General features: G+C 59.0%; 13 protein-coding genes and 1 tRNA gene. 2 read left to right on the top strand and 12 right to left on the bottom strand.

From position 1 onward, the window contains the following. Positions 1-78: 78 nt before the first annotated feature. The 7 genes from L53_RS02615 to L53_RS17505 all read right to left on the bottom strand — a co-directional run bounded on the left by L53_RS02615 (position 79) and on the right by L53_RS17505 (position 6606). The gene (locus L53_RS02615; RefSeq protein ID WP_233347496.1) at positions 79-1572 is read right to left on the bottom strand and encodes a DUF1593 domain-containing protein; all 1494 of its coding nucleotides are present in this window, start codon (positions 1570-1572) and stop codon (positions 79-81) included. 92 nt (positions 1573-1664) lie between these two features. After that, positions 1665-2150: a UPF0262 family protein gene (locus tag L53_RS02610; protein ID WP_034811256.1), complete on the bottom strand. Its 486-nt coding sequence runs from the start codon at positions 2148-2150 to the stop codon at positions 1665-1667. Further along, a complete protein-coding gene (hisD, locus tag L53_RS02605) occupies positions 2147-3451 on the bottom strand; it encodes a histidinol dehydrogenase (RefSeq protein ID WP_034811254.1) in 1305 nt (434 codons plus the stop codon). Before hisD ends, L53_RS02610 begins: the two co-directional genes overlap by 4 nt. Before the next feature lie 2 nt (positions 3452-3453). Continuing rightward, positions 3454-3903: a DUF2948 family protein gene (locus L53_RS02600; protein ID WP_034811252.1), complete on the bottom strand. Its 450-nt coding sequence runs from the start codon at positions 3901-3903 to the stop codon at positions 3454-3456. Positions 3904-3923: 20 nt separating this feature from the next. Continuing rightward, entirely contained in the window at positions 3924-5204 is a 1281-nt protein-coding gene (murA, locus tag L53_RS02595) for a UDP-N-acetylglucosamine 1-carboxyvinyltransferase (RefSeq protein WP_034811249.1), read from the bottom strand. A 65-nt stretch (positions 5205-5269) separates the two neighbouring features. Next, on the bottom strand, positions 5270-6475 hold the full coding sequence (locus tag L53_RS02590) for a cytochrome P450 (protein WP_034811248.1): 1206 nt from the start codon (positions 6473-6475) through the stop codon (positions 5270-5272). After that, positions 6472-6606 (bottom strand): hypothetical protein, encoded by a 135-nt coding sequence (locus tag L53_RS17505; RefSeq protein WP_255341990.1) that lies wholly within the window; start codon positions 6604-6606, stop codon positions 6472-6474. Before L53_RS17505 ends, L53_RS02590 begins: the two co-directional genes overlap by 4 nt. A gap of 77 nt (positions 6607-6683) precedes the next feature. On the opposite strand from L53_RS17505, the gene L53_RS02585 reads away from it, so the two are divergent. Beyond that, positions 6684-6758, top strand: a tRNA-Thr gene (locus tag L53_RS02585). A gap of 125 nt (positions 6759-6883) precedes the next feature. Here the strand turns inward: L53_RS02585 and L53_RS02580 are convergent. Continuing rightward, positions 6884-9874, bottom strand: coding sequence for a TonB-dependent receptor domain-containing protein (locus tag L53_RS02580; protein ID WP_051607480.1), 2991 nt, complete (start codon positions 9872-9874; stop codon positions 6884-6886). Positions 9875-10174: 300 nt separating this feature from the next. Between L53_RS02580 and L53_RS02575 the strand changes: the two genes are divergently transcribed. Continuing rightward, positions 10175-12193, top strand: a complete 2019-nt coding sequence (locus L53_RS02575) for a S9 family peptidase (RefSeq protein ID WP_034811246.1) — start codon at positions 10175-10177, stop codon at positions 12191-12193. A gap of 73 nt (positions 12194-12266) precedes the next feature. Here L53_RS02575 and glpK read toward each other — a convergent pair whose 3' ends face one another. The 4 genes from glpK to L53_RS02555 form a co-directional block, all read right to left on the bottom strand. Beyond that, complete coding sequence (gene glpK, locus L53_RS02570) at positions 12267-13748, bottom strand: glycerol kinase GlpK (RefSeq protein ID WP_034811244.1); 1482 nt, start codon at positions 13746-13748, stop codon at positions 12267-12269. Positions 13749-13800: 52 nt separating this feature from the next. After that, positions 13801-14268, bottom strand: a complete 468-nt coding sequence (locus L53_RS02565) for a hypothetical protein (protein ID WP_034811242.1) — start codon at positions 14266-14268, stop codon at positions 13801-13803. Next, positions 14256-14675 carry a D-Ala-D-Ala carboxypeptidase family metallohydrolase gene (locus L53_RS16690; RefSeq protein ID WP_084332992.1) on the bottom strand — a complete coding sequence of 140 codons (420 nt, stop codon included), beginning with the start codon at positions 14673-14675 and terminating at the stop codon, positions 14256-14258. The genes L53_RS02565 and L53_RS16690 overlap by 13 nt, the downstream gene beginning before the upstream one ends. Before the next feature lie 122 nt (positions 14676-14797). After that, positions 14798-15793: a nitronate monooxygenase family protein gene (locus L53_RS02555; protein WP_034811240.1), complete on the bottom strand. Its 996-nt coding sequence runs from the start codon at positions 15791-15793 to the stop codon at positions 14798-14800. Positions 15794-15804: the final 11 nt, after the last annotated feature.

The following is a 15804-nucleotide window of genomic DNA, read 5'->3' as shown; positions in this document are numbered from 1 at the left end:
ATCATACACGGTGTCGCTACGTCACAAAGACCGGACGCTGGGGCAAGCCTTGCCCGTTTTACCTGAACTTTCCTCAGCTTAGGGCTCGATTGTGACAATCACCCGTTCATAGCGTGTCAGCGATGGCGTTCCCTTATCGGTGACTTTCACGATGAAGTGCGCAGTTTCCGTCTGTTCCACTTCCGGCAACTGGAACCAGATATCGAAATCATTGACGGCGTGCCCCATGTCTATGGGCGCCTCCAACGTCCCCGCTTCGGCATAATTGAACCAGTGATAGCTGAGGCTGTCGCCATCCGGATCATACGTACCAGACGCATCCAGTCCGATATGCTCTCCGGACTTCGCGGTGAGCTGGCGCGCATGAGCCAGTTTCACGACCGGCGGATGGTTCGCATCTTCATAGGATGAAATGGTCCAGTCCATGCGCGCAGCAAAGTCACGCTGGAGGTCGCTTCTCCACCGCAGCAACGTGACATGATTGTCGTGATAGGTTTCCTCTGCAGGGCCAATCGCCCGACCATCCTTCTGCGCCACCCAGGGCGTGTAGGTGTCGGTCGCATTCGTCCAGATCGGGCGCGGTTCCGGGTCCAGCGGCACACCGCCCGAACCAAGCTTTCCGGGACCGACACCGATCTCATCCGCACTCGGCGTATAGAGTTCGTACCGACCACCCCAGCCGCCCCAGTCCGGACGGTCCGGCACGTTGAGCCCGTTCGGGATCAGGGAGAGATAGGCAGGTGTATCGCCTTCCATACCCCAGACCACGTCCGGATAGCGCGCGCCAAGCGGGCCATGATCTTGCTGGATGTTTTCGGCGATCCACTGATTGGAAATATGGTCCTCGAAGCCGGGAAAGCCACGCGTTATAGCGGTCCAGGTGGAGCGGCCATACTCGCCCGGGCTGACAATGTAAAACAGGCTCGGAAACTCGCGGCGCATCCAGATGCCGCTATCGTCCTGATCTGAAATTGTATAGACACGGAGTTTCGAGATCAGGCGTGCAGCCTCTGTCTCGCTATTCGCTTCGCGGACATCATGCAGCGCCTGGGCCAGCGTGTTCGCTCCACCCCAGACGGAGATCCATAGTGGCCGGTCATCCTCGACTTCCAGCAGGCGAATGATGGCGTCGGACCCTTCGGTCGACTGGCCAGCCCCCACACTTTCCATTCCGTAGCCGGGCTGGCCACTCATCACGAGGTCCTGCAGCTCTGATTCCGCCGGATAATCCGGCGCGTGCTGGCTGAGCGTATCGTAGACCTCGCCATACTTTCCAAGTGTCGTGCGGATGGAATCGGGCCGAATATCCTTTTTCTTCCAGATAGATGTGGTCGCCACCAGCGCCTCGATGTCGATCTCATTGGAATAGAGCAGGAGACGGATCAGCGATTGCGTATCGTCCGGGTCGGCTTCCATATCCGTCAGGATCACGACGCGGTGCTTTTCCAGCGCCACTGGCACCTGTTCAGCCACCAATTCGTCGGCGGGCATAACTTGCCCCATGGCACTGCACGCACTAGGCGCAATTGCTGACACGAGCCCCGCGAACCCAATCAGAATCCGTTTCGCCATGACTTTCCTCCGCTTCTTTATGATAGCGGTATCATTGCGTGAGCGATCTTGTGTGGCAAGTGGATACGCTTCGGTGACTTTGAATTATTTCCTTAGCCCGCTGCGCGCGTTTGGCCGGCATGGAGGGCGCAGATCAGCGTGAATAGCCGCCGCGACGTGGAGAAGTCGACTTCGACCTTGCCTTCGAGGCGTTCGGCAAGAAGCTCTGAACCCTCATTATGTATGCCACGCCGCGCCATATCGATGGCTTCGATCTGGTGCGGCGACTGGGTTCGGATCGCATCATAATAGCTGTCGCAGATCATGAAATAGTCACGGATCACGCCCCGGAACGGCCCGAGTGAAAGGATGAAAGTGTGCACCTCCTCGCCTGCCTCGGTACGAATGGCAAAGACGAGCCGACGCTCGGCTTTGGACAGGTTCAGTTGATACGGCCCCCTGTCCTGACCGATCACCTTGAAGGAATTGCTTTCCAACAGATCAAAAATGGCAACGCGGCGCTCATGCTCGGCGTCCGGGCCCGATGCGCCCAGGGTCTCATCGTCGATATCGACGCCGATGAGCCGATCATTGCTCACCCGTCCGTACCCTGATTGGACCGAATGGAGATGGAGCGCGCATGGGCGGGTAAGCGCTCTGCCTCGGCGAGGCGCAAGGCGGCGGGCGCAATCGCGGCAAACCCCTCAGGCCCCACACGCTGAACACTCATGCGCTTCAGAAAATCATACAGGCCAAGGCCTGACGAGAAGCGCGCAGCGCGGCTGGTTGGCAGGACATGATTGGATCCGGTGACGTAATCTCCAAGCGCCTCGGGCGTGTAGTGACCAAGAAAGACTGCACCGGCATGACGGATCAACGGCAACAAGGCGTCCGGGTCTTCGATGGCGAGTTCCAGATGCTCGGCCGCAATCCGGTTGGCGATGGAGGCTGCAGCAGGCAAATCAGGTGCGACAACAATTGCACCATTATTCGTCCAGCTTTCGCGCGCACGCTCGCCAGTTGGCAGGGTTTTCAACTGGTTTTCCACAGCCGTTTCCACAGAATCCCCCACAGCCTGATCCACAACAATGAGGATCGACTGGCTGCTGGGATCATGCTCGGCCTGAGACAGCAGGTCGGCGGCAATCCAGTCCGGGTTTGCCGTATGGTCTGCGATAACCAAAATCTCAGAGGGGCCAGCAATCGTGTCGATGCCGACGCGGCCAAATACCTGGCGCTTGGCCTCTGCGACGAAAGCATTACCGGGGCCGACAATCTTATCGACCGGGGGCATGTTTGATGTGCCAAAAGCCAGCGCGGCCACAGCCTGAGCGCCGCCAATCGGGTAGAACTCCTCGACGCCGGCTTTCAGCGCAGCATATGCCACCGCGGGCGACAGCTCCCCCTGAGGCGCGGGCGCAACCATGACGATGCGCTCAACGCCGGCGATCTTGGCCGGCACGACATTCATCAGAACCGAAGAGGGGTAACTCGCGCGGCCGCCCGGCACATAGACGCCGACGCTTTCCAGCGCCGTCCAGCGCCAGCCGAGTTCTACTCCCGCTGAGTCGGTAAAACTGTGGTCTGCGGGCCGCTGCTCCGCATGATAAGTGGCGATCCGATCATGCGCAAAATCGATGGCTTCGCGCAAATCAGCCGGGCATTGCGCGGCCAGGCTGTGCAGGTTCACATTGTCGGATGTCAGCATCGATGGGTCCAGTTGCAGACCGTCAAACCTGGCCGTGTATTCGGCCACGGCCTCGCCGCCGCGTGCCTGCACATCCTTCAGGATGCCCGTTACGGTATTCGCAACGTCTTCACCCGTGCCGCGTTCCTGCTCCAAGAACTGGGCGAATTCACCATTGAAGGCGTCGTTTGAGGCAAAAAACCTGCGGACCATGTCTATCTCCGGCGCCGCTCGTGGCTGGGAAGGCGGCGCGTCGGCCACACATAGTCACTGTCCAGCAAGGTTGCATCCAGAACTTCAACCTCAAGGACGATTTCTCCGTCGCCTGCGAAGATCAGCGTGATCTTTCCACCCGGCGGCTCATCTGCCGGGGTGAAGGTCACCTGCAACAGCGACAGGATCATTTCCGGGTCTGTCTTGGTGATAGCGCGGGTCTTCGCGCCCAGCACGCCATCGAAGGCCAGCAGCGACCGCACACGCTGGCCGTCGCCGCGTTTCGCGCCCGCTTCCCAGCGAAAGCGGTTTATTTCCAGCGCAAACCGGTTGTGGCGGGACTCATATTTCAGGTTTCCCGCTTTCACGACACTGTCCTGAATGGCGGCGGAAATGACTTCCAGATCCTCGGCCGTTTCGGCGAGGAGACGAAGTGGTTTGTGATCAGCCATCAGTGCCCCTTGAGCAATTCCTAGTCTTCGTCCTCGGATCGGCGTTCAATGCTAGCGCCACAGGCGTTAAGTTTCGCTTCCAGCCGCTCAAATCCACGATCGAGGTGGTAGATACGGTTCACCACAGTCTCCCCCTCTGCGGCAAGCCCTGCAATCACTAGAGAGACCGATGCGCGCAAATCTGTCGCCATGACTGGCGCTGCGGTCAGCTGAGGCACACCTTTCACGACCGCCTCCTGCCCACGCACTGTGATGTCTGCGCCAAGACGCGAGAGTTCCGGTGCGTGCATGAAACGGTTCTCGAAAATCGTTTCGCGAATGATGCTGGTACCGTCCGCGAGGCTCATCAGGGCCATGAACTGAGCCTGAAGGTCAGTCGGGAAGCCTGGATGCGGCTGGGTCGATACGCTGACGGATTTGAGCCGCGAGCCATTCCGTATGATGCGCAGAGTGGCCGCGGCCTCGTCGGCCTCGACCGTGACGCCAGCCTCTCTCAGCTTGCCAATCATTGCGCCAAGGGCCGCCACCGGTGCGCCCTCAAGCGTGACATCGCCACCGGCCGCTGCAGCCGCCATGGCATATGTGCCCGCCTCAATCCTGTCCGGCATGACGGAATGCGTCGTGCCGCTCAGTTTCTCGACGCCTTCGATGCGAATTTTGGATGTGCCAGCGCCGGTGATCTTCGCGCCCATGGAATTCAGGCAAACCGCAAGGTCTTCAATCTCGGGCTCGCGTGCGGCGTTCTCCAGAACGGTCTCGCCCTGCGCAAGCGTCGCAGTCAGCATGGCATGCTCGGTCGCACCAACGCTCGGCATGGCAAAATTAACGTGCGCGCCCTTCAGGCCATGAATGGCGGCGGCCTTCACATACCCCTGCTCCACACGCAGATCCGCGCCCATCGCTTCCAGGGCCTGCAAGTGCAGATCGACCGGCCGGGCACCAATCGCACAGCCACCCGGCAGCGAGACTGTTGCATGGCCAGAACGCGCAATCAGAGGCCCCAACACGTTGAAACTCGCCCGCATCTTGCGGACCTGATCATATGGCGCGATCGTGCTTTTCAGTTCGGCACCGTTCAAATGACAGGTCGAATCGCCCTTTGGCCAATAGACTTCAACGCCCAGCGTTTCCAGCAATTGCGCGAGGAAGCGCGTATCAGCCAAATTCGGCATATTGGTGAGCGTGATGGGTTCGTCAGTCAGCAAGCATGCGACCATCAGCTTCAGAGCGGAGTTCTTCGCGCCGGAAACCGGAATGCGGCCATTCAGATGAGCGCCGCCCTTGATGTGCAATTTATCCATGGATTGCCCTTATACAGCGCTTCGCGGCTTTGGAAGGGCCTGAATGTGGCAAGGCTGCACAGACTTTATCCAAATATTACCGGCAGTTGCTTAAGCCCCCGCAAGCCGGAGCGCGGAATCCACTTCAGCCGTTCCGGCTCAACGCCCAGGGCGAGGCCCGGCCAGCCGTCCAGAAGACAATCGAGCGCCGCCTGTGCTTCGGCGCGTGCCAAGTGCAGGCCGAGGCAGATATGCGGCCCGCCACCCCAGCCAAGATGGCGATTTGGCCTGCGGGTCAGGTCCAGGTTTCGAGGGCCCTCAAACACACGCTGATCAATATTGGCCGCCGCAAGCAAGGCAACAAGGCGTTCGCCGCGTTTCATTGACAAGCCGTGGAACTCCAGATCCTCGCGTGCATGCCGCGGCTTGGTCATCTGCACCGGCGCGCAGTAGCGCAAGAGCTCATCCACGGCGATGCCGCGCGCATCGTCATCCATGCCCCGATACTGATCCGCTGCGTCCGGCTCGGTCAGCAGCGTGTAGACAGCTGACGAGATCAGGTGCTTCGTCGTCTCATGTCCGGCGATGAAGAGGACAAACACCATGGCAACCAACTCGTCATTGCTCATGCGGTCGCCATCGGCTTCAGCATGGACGAGCTCGGTGACGAGGCCTGGCCCGGGTTCATGCCGGACGCGCTCGAATTCCTCCGCCAGCATTCTCTGAACCGCGCCAAGCTTCATCAGGCCGCGCAGCACATTGAATATGTTCGCTGTCGCGGTCAGGCCATGCAGGACAGAATCAAGCTTGTTTCGAATCTCACCCGAGAACCCCAGCAGGTCATAGATCACCAATAATGGCAGCTGTCGGCACAGCCCCTCAACCAGATCCGCTTCGCCTGCTTCAACCATCTCCGCCACCAGCCGATCACAGGTTTCGCGAATACGCGGCTTCAATGCGTCGATCGAGACGCGCCGGAAGGGCTGGTCGACCAGACGCCGCAAGCGCAGATGGTCAGGGTCATCCAGCGACAGCAGATTGTTGGACAGCGTCTTCAGGGATTTGGGCAGAAATCTGAGGCCGAACGGTGAATCAAACCCGGCGTTTCGCGCGTCCACCGCAAAACGATCCGAATCCTTGAGGAATTCCAGACATTCAGCATGTCCCAGTACCAGCGTGCACTTGCCGAGGAAGGGCAGTTTCTGCCGAACGAACAGGCTCTCTTCCCTGGCCGCAGCGAGAAAGCCGTGCGGCCCACGCAGATAAGCCTGAGAGTTGAGCGGCAGGCTCATTTCTTCTCTGTATCCGGCTCAGCCGGGGGCGCCTTTGCCTTGCGCGTAGCCGCCTTGCGGCGTCGCAAATTCGCCCGCAGAGCCTCGGCCCGGCGTGCGGCATTATCCTGTCCTGTTACCTTGTCTTTCATATGAGGTGCTTTTCGCAGCAAAACGGCCTTTTCATGTCAGTCTGCATAAGCTAAAGCCCGCTTTCCATTCCTGCAATGCCGCGGTAGCTCAGTGGTAGAGCGCATCATTGGTAATGATGAGGCCGGGAGTTCAATTCTCCCTCGCGGCACCAGGAATTTCCCGACAATCAGCGACACTGAGCGCGCGTCTTCCGGCGCGCGCGGGCTGTTTGTCCATCGCATTCAGCCTCAAGACCATATGGTCCGCCCTTTCGCAATATTGGACTTGTCTTCGACCCTAGAAGGTCTTGGACACGCTCACGAAGGCACGGCGACCGCGGAGGTCGTAGGCCGTTGCGCTGAGCGGCGTGTTGCCTGCGCTGGTCGTGATGATGTCAGACACTTGCGGTGGCGCTTCGTCGAAGATGTTGCGGATACCGCCAGTGATCGTCCATGTGTCGCCTGTCCAGCGGACAGAAGCACCATGTTCGAACTGAGCTTCGGTGAAGACCTTGTACTGTCCATCGAGACCAAAATAGGCCGCTGGCTCGTTCAGGTCGTCGTCGAAGTTGCGGTTGTTGTCCTGACGGCCAATGAAGGTCGTGAACCAGGAATAGGTCCAGTCTCCACGGTCCAGACGGACGTTCGCATCACCTACGACACTCGGATAACCGATTGTGCCGTTGAAGTCGTTGTCTTCCACACCCGTGACGAAGTCCGAACCGAAGACGTTGATGTAACGCTCCAGAGCCCAGTTCATCGAGGTTTCGACAGTCAGCGTACCGAAGTTGAAGTCTTCTTCGTAGCGAACTTCAAGGTCGATGCCGCGCTGCTGCTGGGAGTCAACGTTCAGGGTAAGGGCCTGAATGTTGTCGAGCTGGAACGGCGTCAGCGACGTCGCAGAGTCACGCTCGAACAGGTTACAGAAATCGTTCGGGAAGGTCGTTGTTGCATAACAACCCCCGACGATCTGAGCACCGCTCAGGCTGGTGATCTGGTCCTGAATTTCAACTTCGTAGTAGTCGATCGCGATGTTCAGGTTGGCGAAAGTTGGCGTCAGGATGATACCCGCGGTGAAGGTTTCACCGGATTCGGATTCAAGCTGATCGCCCCCACCTGAGGTCGTGATCAGAGCAGAACCGCCAAGACCGCCTGTGAAGTCGTCAGGAATACCTGCCGCGGCACAGTTGGTACGGATGTTCTGGTTATTGGTATCGCCCCAGTTGATACATGGGTCGATGGAGGTCTGCGACAGGAAACCGGTCTGGTCCTGAAGGAACAGTTCGAACAGCGCTGGTGCGCGGTAAGACGTACCAAAGCTCGAACGGGCCCGAAGGATCGGGTTAACCTGCCAGTTCAGACCGACCTTGTAGATCGAGTCGGAACCACCGATGTCGTATTCGAAGCCACGCACAGAACCGTTGAACGTGACGTCTTCAGCAAAAGGCTGACCTTTGAAGATCGGCACTTCGACTTCAGCGAACAGTTCGGTGACAGTGTTCTCGCCGCGGGTCGGGCCTGCGGTCGAAGAACCCCAGATGTCGCCGCTTTGGGTCAGTTCACCTGGCGTGTCATCGATGCTGAATTCGCGATACTCAGCGCCGATACCAAGGCCGATTGGACCAGCTGGCAGTTCGAACAGCTCACCCGCGACGACCGCGGTCAATGTGGTCTGCTCATAGACCGTTTCACCAGACTGGTAGCCACCGATGGCCGCAACCAGGTCGTTTACAGCAGCACCGCTGAGGATATCGGGATCCAGCAGGTTGATGCTTGGAGGACCGACAAGATTCGGCACGCCGTCATTGTCGTAGTCGACGCCGTCAAAGTTCCAGTCACCCGACTGGGAGATCAGGATCTCGCTGCCTTCATAGGTACCTTCGCCGCGCGAATAGGTGCCGTCGATTTTCCAGGACCATGCGTCGAGAACGCCCGGAGCAAAGCCGCCGGAGAACGACGTGCTGCCGTAGAAGTAGTCGACTTCAACCTTATCGGTCGTCGGGAATGGTGCCACGATCTGGACCAGCGAATTCATGTCATTCGAATAGGTCGGATCAGCGATGTAGCCATACTGCGGCAGAACACCAAACGGCGTTTGCGAAGAGCCAACGATCGGGAAGAACTGGCGCCAACCTTCGATGTCCGTCGTACGACGGCTGAAGAGAAGTTCCGTATCCCATTCGACACCGGCAAAGGTCACATCGGCAGAGCCGAACAGAGAAATGTTCTCGTTGCGCGGGATGAAGTCCGAGTTGTCCAGGAAGGCCGCATCGAGAATGTCTTCATAGTATGGCTGGCCGCTGGCCAGATAGCCCGTACCGACGCGTGGGCGGTAACCCGGGATCGAACCACCGAAAGCCGTCGTGCCGGTCACACCGTCCGGGGAAGGCACGAGACGCTCACTTGAGAACAGGTCGATGGCTGTATTGTGGTACAGGTTGTTACAGTTGTTGCGCGGGTCTGTCGCCGTAGCCGAATAGTTCAGACGGTCAAGCAGGCCACCGGTCTGCGGGTCACGCACGAGATCGCGTGGGCAGGACAGGTAATCGCGCTGGCTGGCGTCGAGCTCTTCGGAGAGACGATACTCAGCCGACAGGGTGAATGCCGCATTGTCGCCAAGCTCAAAACCCCATGCCGCGCTGGCGGAATACTGCTCGCCACCTTCTTCGAAGGGCTGCGTGACATTGAAGTTCAGTTCCAGGTCATCCACGGAATCACGTGTGATGATGTTGACCACGCCGCAAACAGCGTCCGAACCATAGATGGTCGAAGCACCGTCTTTGAGGATCTCAACACGGGAGATGATGGACTGTGGAACGACGTTCAGGTCGAGTGCGGAAACTGCGCCGCGCGTACCTGAAGCGCCTGGGCGCTTACCGTCGACCAGAACCAGCGTACGCGTGTCACCACAACCGCGAAGGTCGAGCGTTTGCGTACCGACACCACCATTGGTGACGAAGTTCTGGAATGTGTTGTTCAGCTGGGTCGAGCCCGATGCGAGCGAAGAGCCCTGCAAAAGCGCGGCCGTATCGACCAGGCCTTCGAGCGTTGCGACTTCGGCCGTGATCACCTGAATCGGCGAAGACGAAGAGAACGAATCGCGAGCCAGCAGGGAGCCGGTAACCACGATCTTCTCTTGGCGGGACTCATCCTGAGGAGCCTCGTCAATGATTTCCAGAACGTCTTCAGATTCTGCATCTGCGTCCTGGGCTTGAGCCGCGCCGGAAATGACAAGTGCGCCTACAGCGACACTGCCGAAAACCGACCGACGGAACAGTCGTTTGTTCATCAGTATTTCCCCTGAAATATGTTTTTGCTCACCTATTAGCCCGGTGTTTTCCACCCAGCACCCGCATTTACAGCAGGCCTTGCCGCTACGTTGAACGTCGGTTTTGGAAGTGACAAGATTTCATGACACAAATTTCACCCACGAGGCACTTTCTGCCACCAAACTGTGTTGTTTGGGACACAATCTTGCCACGCTCCCAGAAGTTGCGGACGTGTTCTTGTCGCATAAGTGCATGACCGTGCTTGACGCTCCTCGCCCCGACTTAAATAGTAAACATAACCAATTCGGAGGAATACATTGATGCGCTATCGCATTTTGGCGGCTGGAATGATCAGTGCGCTTGCGGGATCATTGGCCGCACAGGCTGAACCGGTGACCGCAGAAGACTTCGCAAAATTCCCGTCAGTTTCCAGTGTCTCCATGTCACTTGAGGGTGACATGCTGGTTGGCGTGATTGCTGATCCCTCGAAGGATGGCGATGCGCGCGCAGCAGCCTATTGGGACCTGTCTGGCGAGATTGACACCACCAAGCCGCTCGTCCCTTCGAACATCACGCCATCCAGCGGGAAGACCAAATTCTACGGCGCAAGCGCGCTGAAGAACAAGAAGTCTCTCTGGTTCACGGTCCAGCCCTATATCGGCGCCCTTGAGGGTTGTGGCGAAGGCAAGACAACCGGCTCGACCAAGAAATACCTTCAAAAGGTCTATATGGGGAACGAGCGCATCAAGAAGATTGATGACCTCCCGGATGGCCGCGCTGAAATTGGCGCAAACAAGATGTTGCTCCGCTGTTTCGAACTGGAAGGCGATACCGGCATTGCCTCACTGCTTCCGCTCGATCCAACCAAGATCGTCCTTCGCCGTACCTCCACGAAGAACGGAACAAGCTATTTCGAACATGATCTTTCGAATGGCCGCGAGAAATTCCTCTTCAAGGCAAGCGATACGCAGCAAATTGAAGTCAGCACCCGAACCGGTGAGCCTGTTGCACGGACGGAACTCGAATATGAAGGTGGTGCCTGGCGCCAATATATCAGCTTGCTGGATAATGACGGCAATTTCCGGATAGAAGAGCCACTGACGACCGAAATTGCCAATCGCTTCAATATGGAAGTGCTCGGCAAGCAGAACGATACCGAAAACTACTTTGTCGCGACCGACAAGTTCGACGACAAGGTCGCGATCTATCTGTATGATGCGTCCACAGACTCCTTCAGTGACGATCCCGTATTCGCACATCCCGAGTTCAACGCCTCGGGCATGATCTTCTCTGATCGCGCGCAGGACTTCGGTGCCATTCTTGGATTTACCTACAGCGGCCCTGTTCAGGAAACCTATTGGCTCGATCCTGAGATGAAGAGCATTCAGGATGGTCTGGATGCGGCCTTCCCGGGCAAGAATGTGGCTATCAGCGACTATACGGCAGATCGCAATCGCGTCCTCTTTGCGGTCAGCGCCGCCGACATGCCGCCCGCTTACTTCCTGCTGGTCGACAAGTCCAAGGTCGCCGTCATCGGATCCCAGCGTCCGTGGATCGACGTAGAGGATCTCGGCAAGTCGAAGTTCGTCTACTATTCTGCACGCGACGGCCTGCAGATCCCTGCGATCATCACCCTGCCCGCTGGCTATGAAGAAGGCCAGAAGGCCAAAGGCGCAATCATCGTGCCGCACGGTGGTCCCTGGGCCCGTGATAGCGCCGGGTTTGATTCGTCAGGCTGGACGCAATACTTCGCGAGCCGCGGATACATCATCATGCAGCCGCAATATCGCGGAAGTGATGGCTGGGGCCGTGCACTCTGGCGCGCTGGCGACGGCGAATGGGGCCAGAAGATGCAGGACGACAAGGATGATGGCGCAGCCTGGCTGGTCGAGAATGGTTATGTCGATGCCGACAAGATCGCCATTCATGGCTATTCCTATGGCGGGTTTGCAGCATTTGCCGCGTCCGTTCGTCCGAACAGCCCTTACCAGTGCGCCATTGCTGGGGCCGGCGTTTCGAACCTTGCCAAGCTCGGCAATGAATGGGGCGACAATCGCATCCAGCGCATTGTTCAGGGTGACACCGTCAAGGGCATGGACCCGATGAAGAACACGGACAAGATCAACATCCCTATCCTGATCTATCATGGTGACTACGATGTCCGCGTGCCGATCTTCCACAGCCGCGACTTCTACAATGCCATCAAGGACAAGCAGCCTGACAGCAAGTTTCTTGTCATGAAGCAGATGGGTCACCAGAGCGCCAAATGGTTGCCTGAGCACAAGGAACAGGTTCTGGAAGAAATCGAGACCTTCCTGACCAATACCTGCGGCATGTAAGTGATCGCAAACGACAAATGAGAAAAGGGCGGACTTCGTGTCCGCCCTTTTTTTGTTTTCGCTTGATAGACGCTCAGGCCAGCGTCTTGCGAAGCGCCGTCGCCCAGCCGCGTCGCAAACGGGCCGAAGCGGTCTTTTCCATTTTCGGTTCGAACCGGGTGCCGGGCACAGTGCGGTTGGCCCACGCGTCGGCAGCCAACCATCCAAGCTGCATAGCCGCCAGAGCTGCGGCCCCAAGCGCCGTCATCTCGCGATAGTCAGGGCGCAGGATCGGACGCTCGCAAATGTCGGCCGTGAACTGCATCAACCAGTCATTCGCCACCATGCCCCCATCGACGCGCAGTTCCTTGATCGCAACGCCATCGGCTTCAAAAGCATCGAGCAAGTCACGCGTCTGATAGGCGACCGATTCCAGCCCCGCCCGCACCAGATGTTCGGCCTTGGTGGCGCGGGTAATGCCGCTGATCGTGCCGCGCGCATCGGCCGCCCAATGCGGAGCGCCAAGCCCGGTAAAGGCCGGGACGATATAGACCCCGCCATTGCCACTGAGCGCCGCCGCCACGTCCGCACTTTCGGCCGCATCCTCGATCAGGCGCAAATCGTCACGCAGCCATTGCACTATGGTTCCGGCATTGAAGATTGAGCCCTCCAGGGCCATCGCACCCCTGCCCGCCACTTCATAGCCGACCGTGCCCAACAAGCGATTTGCCGACTGCGGACGAATAGTACCGCAGTTAGCCACGAGAAACGCCCCGGTGCCATAAGTGATCTTGGCGGTACCGGGCTCCAGGCAAGCTTGTCCCACAAGCGCGGATTGCTGATCGCCCGCCGCGGACAGGATCGGCAGCGCCTTGCCGAAGAGGCTTTCCTCGCTGGTGCCGAAATCATCAGCATTCTGCCGAATCTGCGGCAACATGCTCATCGGCACACCCAGCGTGGCGCACATCTTGTCGCTCCATCCGCCAGCATCTCCGAGCCCAAGCCGATAAAGCAATGTTCGCGACGCGTTGGTGACATCGGTGACGTGCGAATTGCCTCCGGTCAGTTTCCAGATCAGGAAGCTTTCTACGGTTCCGAAAGCCAGTTCGCCTGCTTCGGCGCGGGCTCGGGCACCCTCCACATTGTCGAGCACCCATCCAATTTTGGTGCCGGAAAAATAGGGATCGATCAGCAGACCGGTCTCGTCCTGAACGGTCGCTTCATGACCCGCCTTGCGCAAAGCCTCGCACGTCTCGGCCGTACGACGGTCCTGCCAGATGATTGCTGGCGCGATGGGTTTGCCAGTTACGCGATCCCAGACCAGCGTCGTCTCTCGCTGGTTGGTGATACCGATCCCCGCAATGCGGTCCACACCGCCCGCTTCGGCGATCGCTTTACGGCAGACATCCACCGTCTTGTCCCAGATCTCCTCGCCGTCCTGCTCGACCCAACCATCATTCGGATAGGACAGCGGCACTTCCTGTTGTGCGAGCGCGACCTCATTCAGATCGCGATCAAAAACAATCGCTCGTGTGGAAGTGGTGCCATCATCAATGACGAGAATATAGTCGCCCATGTCGCCTGCCCTTCAATGTTTCCGGCAGGATGGACCGGCGCGATGCGGAACGTCAACGCGCCGTGCGCTGCGCCCCGCGATCCCCGAACCACCAGAGGGTCGCTGCCGTTGCGGCAAAGGTGGCGGTTTCCACAATCTTGACCTGTTCGGCCTCCGGCGAAGCCACGAACACCAGCCAGGTGATAAGCCAGAGCAAGAGTGTCAGCACGGGCCGGGTCAGCGCGCGCACCGCATTCACCCAAGCATAGCTGTCGCCAATCGCGGCCTCGGCCTGAAGAGAGGCGGCAAGCCCCGCCCAACTGCCACTCGTCTCGGCCAGCTGCTCCGCCGCCGCGTGCTCCTCGCGCTGGGCCTGTCTGTGCAAGGCGATCAGCTGCGCTTCGTTCTGCCAGCGTGCCCGCTCATGCGCCTGTAATTGGCGTTGCTCAAAATATCCTGCTGCCCGGCCGATCACCGTACCGAGCAGGCCGAAGACGCCGCCCCCGGCCGCGCTGGCCGCCAGTCCAACTATGTCTGCCATAGCGCACGGCTCCCCTTGTAATACCACTGTGCCGGACGGGCCCTCCGGTCGAGATGAAGGAAATTCCGGCCAAGTCCGATCCCGTTGAAACCAAGCGATTCGGCTGCCGCCAGCAGTGCAAACCGGTCATGGCCATCCAGCGCGATATCGACCGCGATCTGCTTGTGCATGGAATGCTCAGCGCCACCCATTTTGGCATTCCAGCGGCGACAGCGGTGGCCCGAATTGATGACCAGCGGACGATCGACCGCCCCCCGCAATTTTTCCAGCGCATCGAGAAACGCCGGATCGTGCCAGTACGCACCATCGCAGAACTGGCCTCTGCATTTGCAGGCAAGTTCTCGCGGCGAAAAATGCGGCCAGCGCCAGCCAGTCGTATCAAACAGGGAGACAGAGCGTATCAACATGCCCCAAAGGCTGACATGCTCACGACCCTGTCGGATTCAGATCGCCACGCAAAAGAAAATGCCCCCGAAGTCACTGAGACTTCAGGGGCATTCTGACATTTTCAGTCGGGGAGACGCCGAGCTTACTCCGCCGCGACAGGCGCTACTCCAAAGGCCTGGCGCTTGGCGAGCGCTGCGCGGGCCTCGTCATATTCCCGCACCAGCTTGTCCACGAACTCCTGAGTGGACATGCGCTTGTCAATTGCGCCGATGCCCTGACCACAGCCCCAGATGTCTTTCCACGCCTTGGCTTCCTGATTGCCGCCGGAGCCGAAATTCATCGCGCTCGGGTCGCTTTCCGGCAGATCATTCGGGTCAAGCCCGGCCTTGGCGATGGATGGCGCGAGATAATTTCCGTGAACGCCGGTGAACAGGTTGGAATAGACAATATCTCCCGCCTTGGAGTCGACAATCATGTCCTTGTAGCCGTCGACCGCATTGGCCTCGTCACACGAGATGAAGGCCGAGCCGATATAGCCAAGGTCAGCGCCAAGCGCCTGCGCCGCCGCGACCGCGCCGCCATTGGCGATAGAGCCTGACAGGGCCAGCGGGCCATCAAAGAACTGGCGGATCTCCTGGATCAGCGCGAAGGGCGAAAGCGTGCCGGCATGGCCGCCCGCGCCGGTGCACACCGCGATCAGGCCATCTGCGCCTTTTTCCAACGCCTTGTGCGCGAAGACGACATTGATGATGTCGTGCAGCACAATGCCGCCATAGGAGTGGATCGCGTCATTCACTTCCTGACGCGCGCCGAGCGAGGTGATCACGATCGGCACCTTGTGCTTCACGCACATCTCCACATCATGATCGAGACGGTTGTTCGTCTTGTGGACGATCTGGTTGACGGCGAAGGGTGCGGCCTTGCGGTCCGGGTTCTTCTCGTCCCATTCAGCCAATTCCGTGGTGATCCGGTCCAGCCACTCGTCCAGCACCGGGCCGGGCCGCGCGTTCAGCGCCGGGAAGCTGCCGACGACGCCGGCCTTGCACTGGGCGATCACAAGCTCCGGGTTGGAGATGATGAAAAGCGGCGATCCGATAACCGGGATGCGCAAATTCTGGAGAATGGGGGGTAGTGCCATGAGAAATTACC

Origin of the sequence: Hyphomonas sp. L-53-1-40 (assembly GCF_000682775.1) — a bacterium.
Lineage (GTDB): Bacteria > Pseudomonadota > Alphaproteobacteria > Caulobacterales > Hyphomonadaceae > Hyphomonas.
This window is presented reverse-complemented; position numbering and strand designations above follow the sequence as displayed.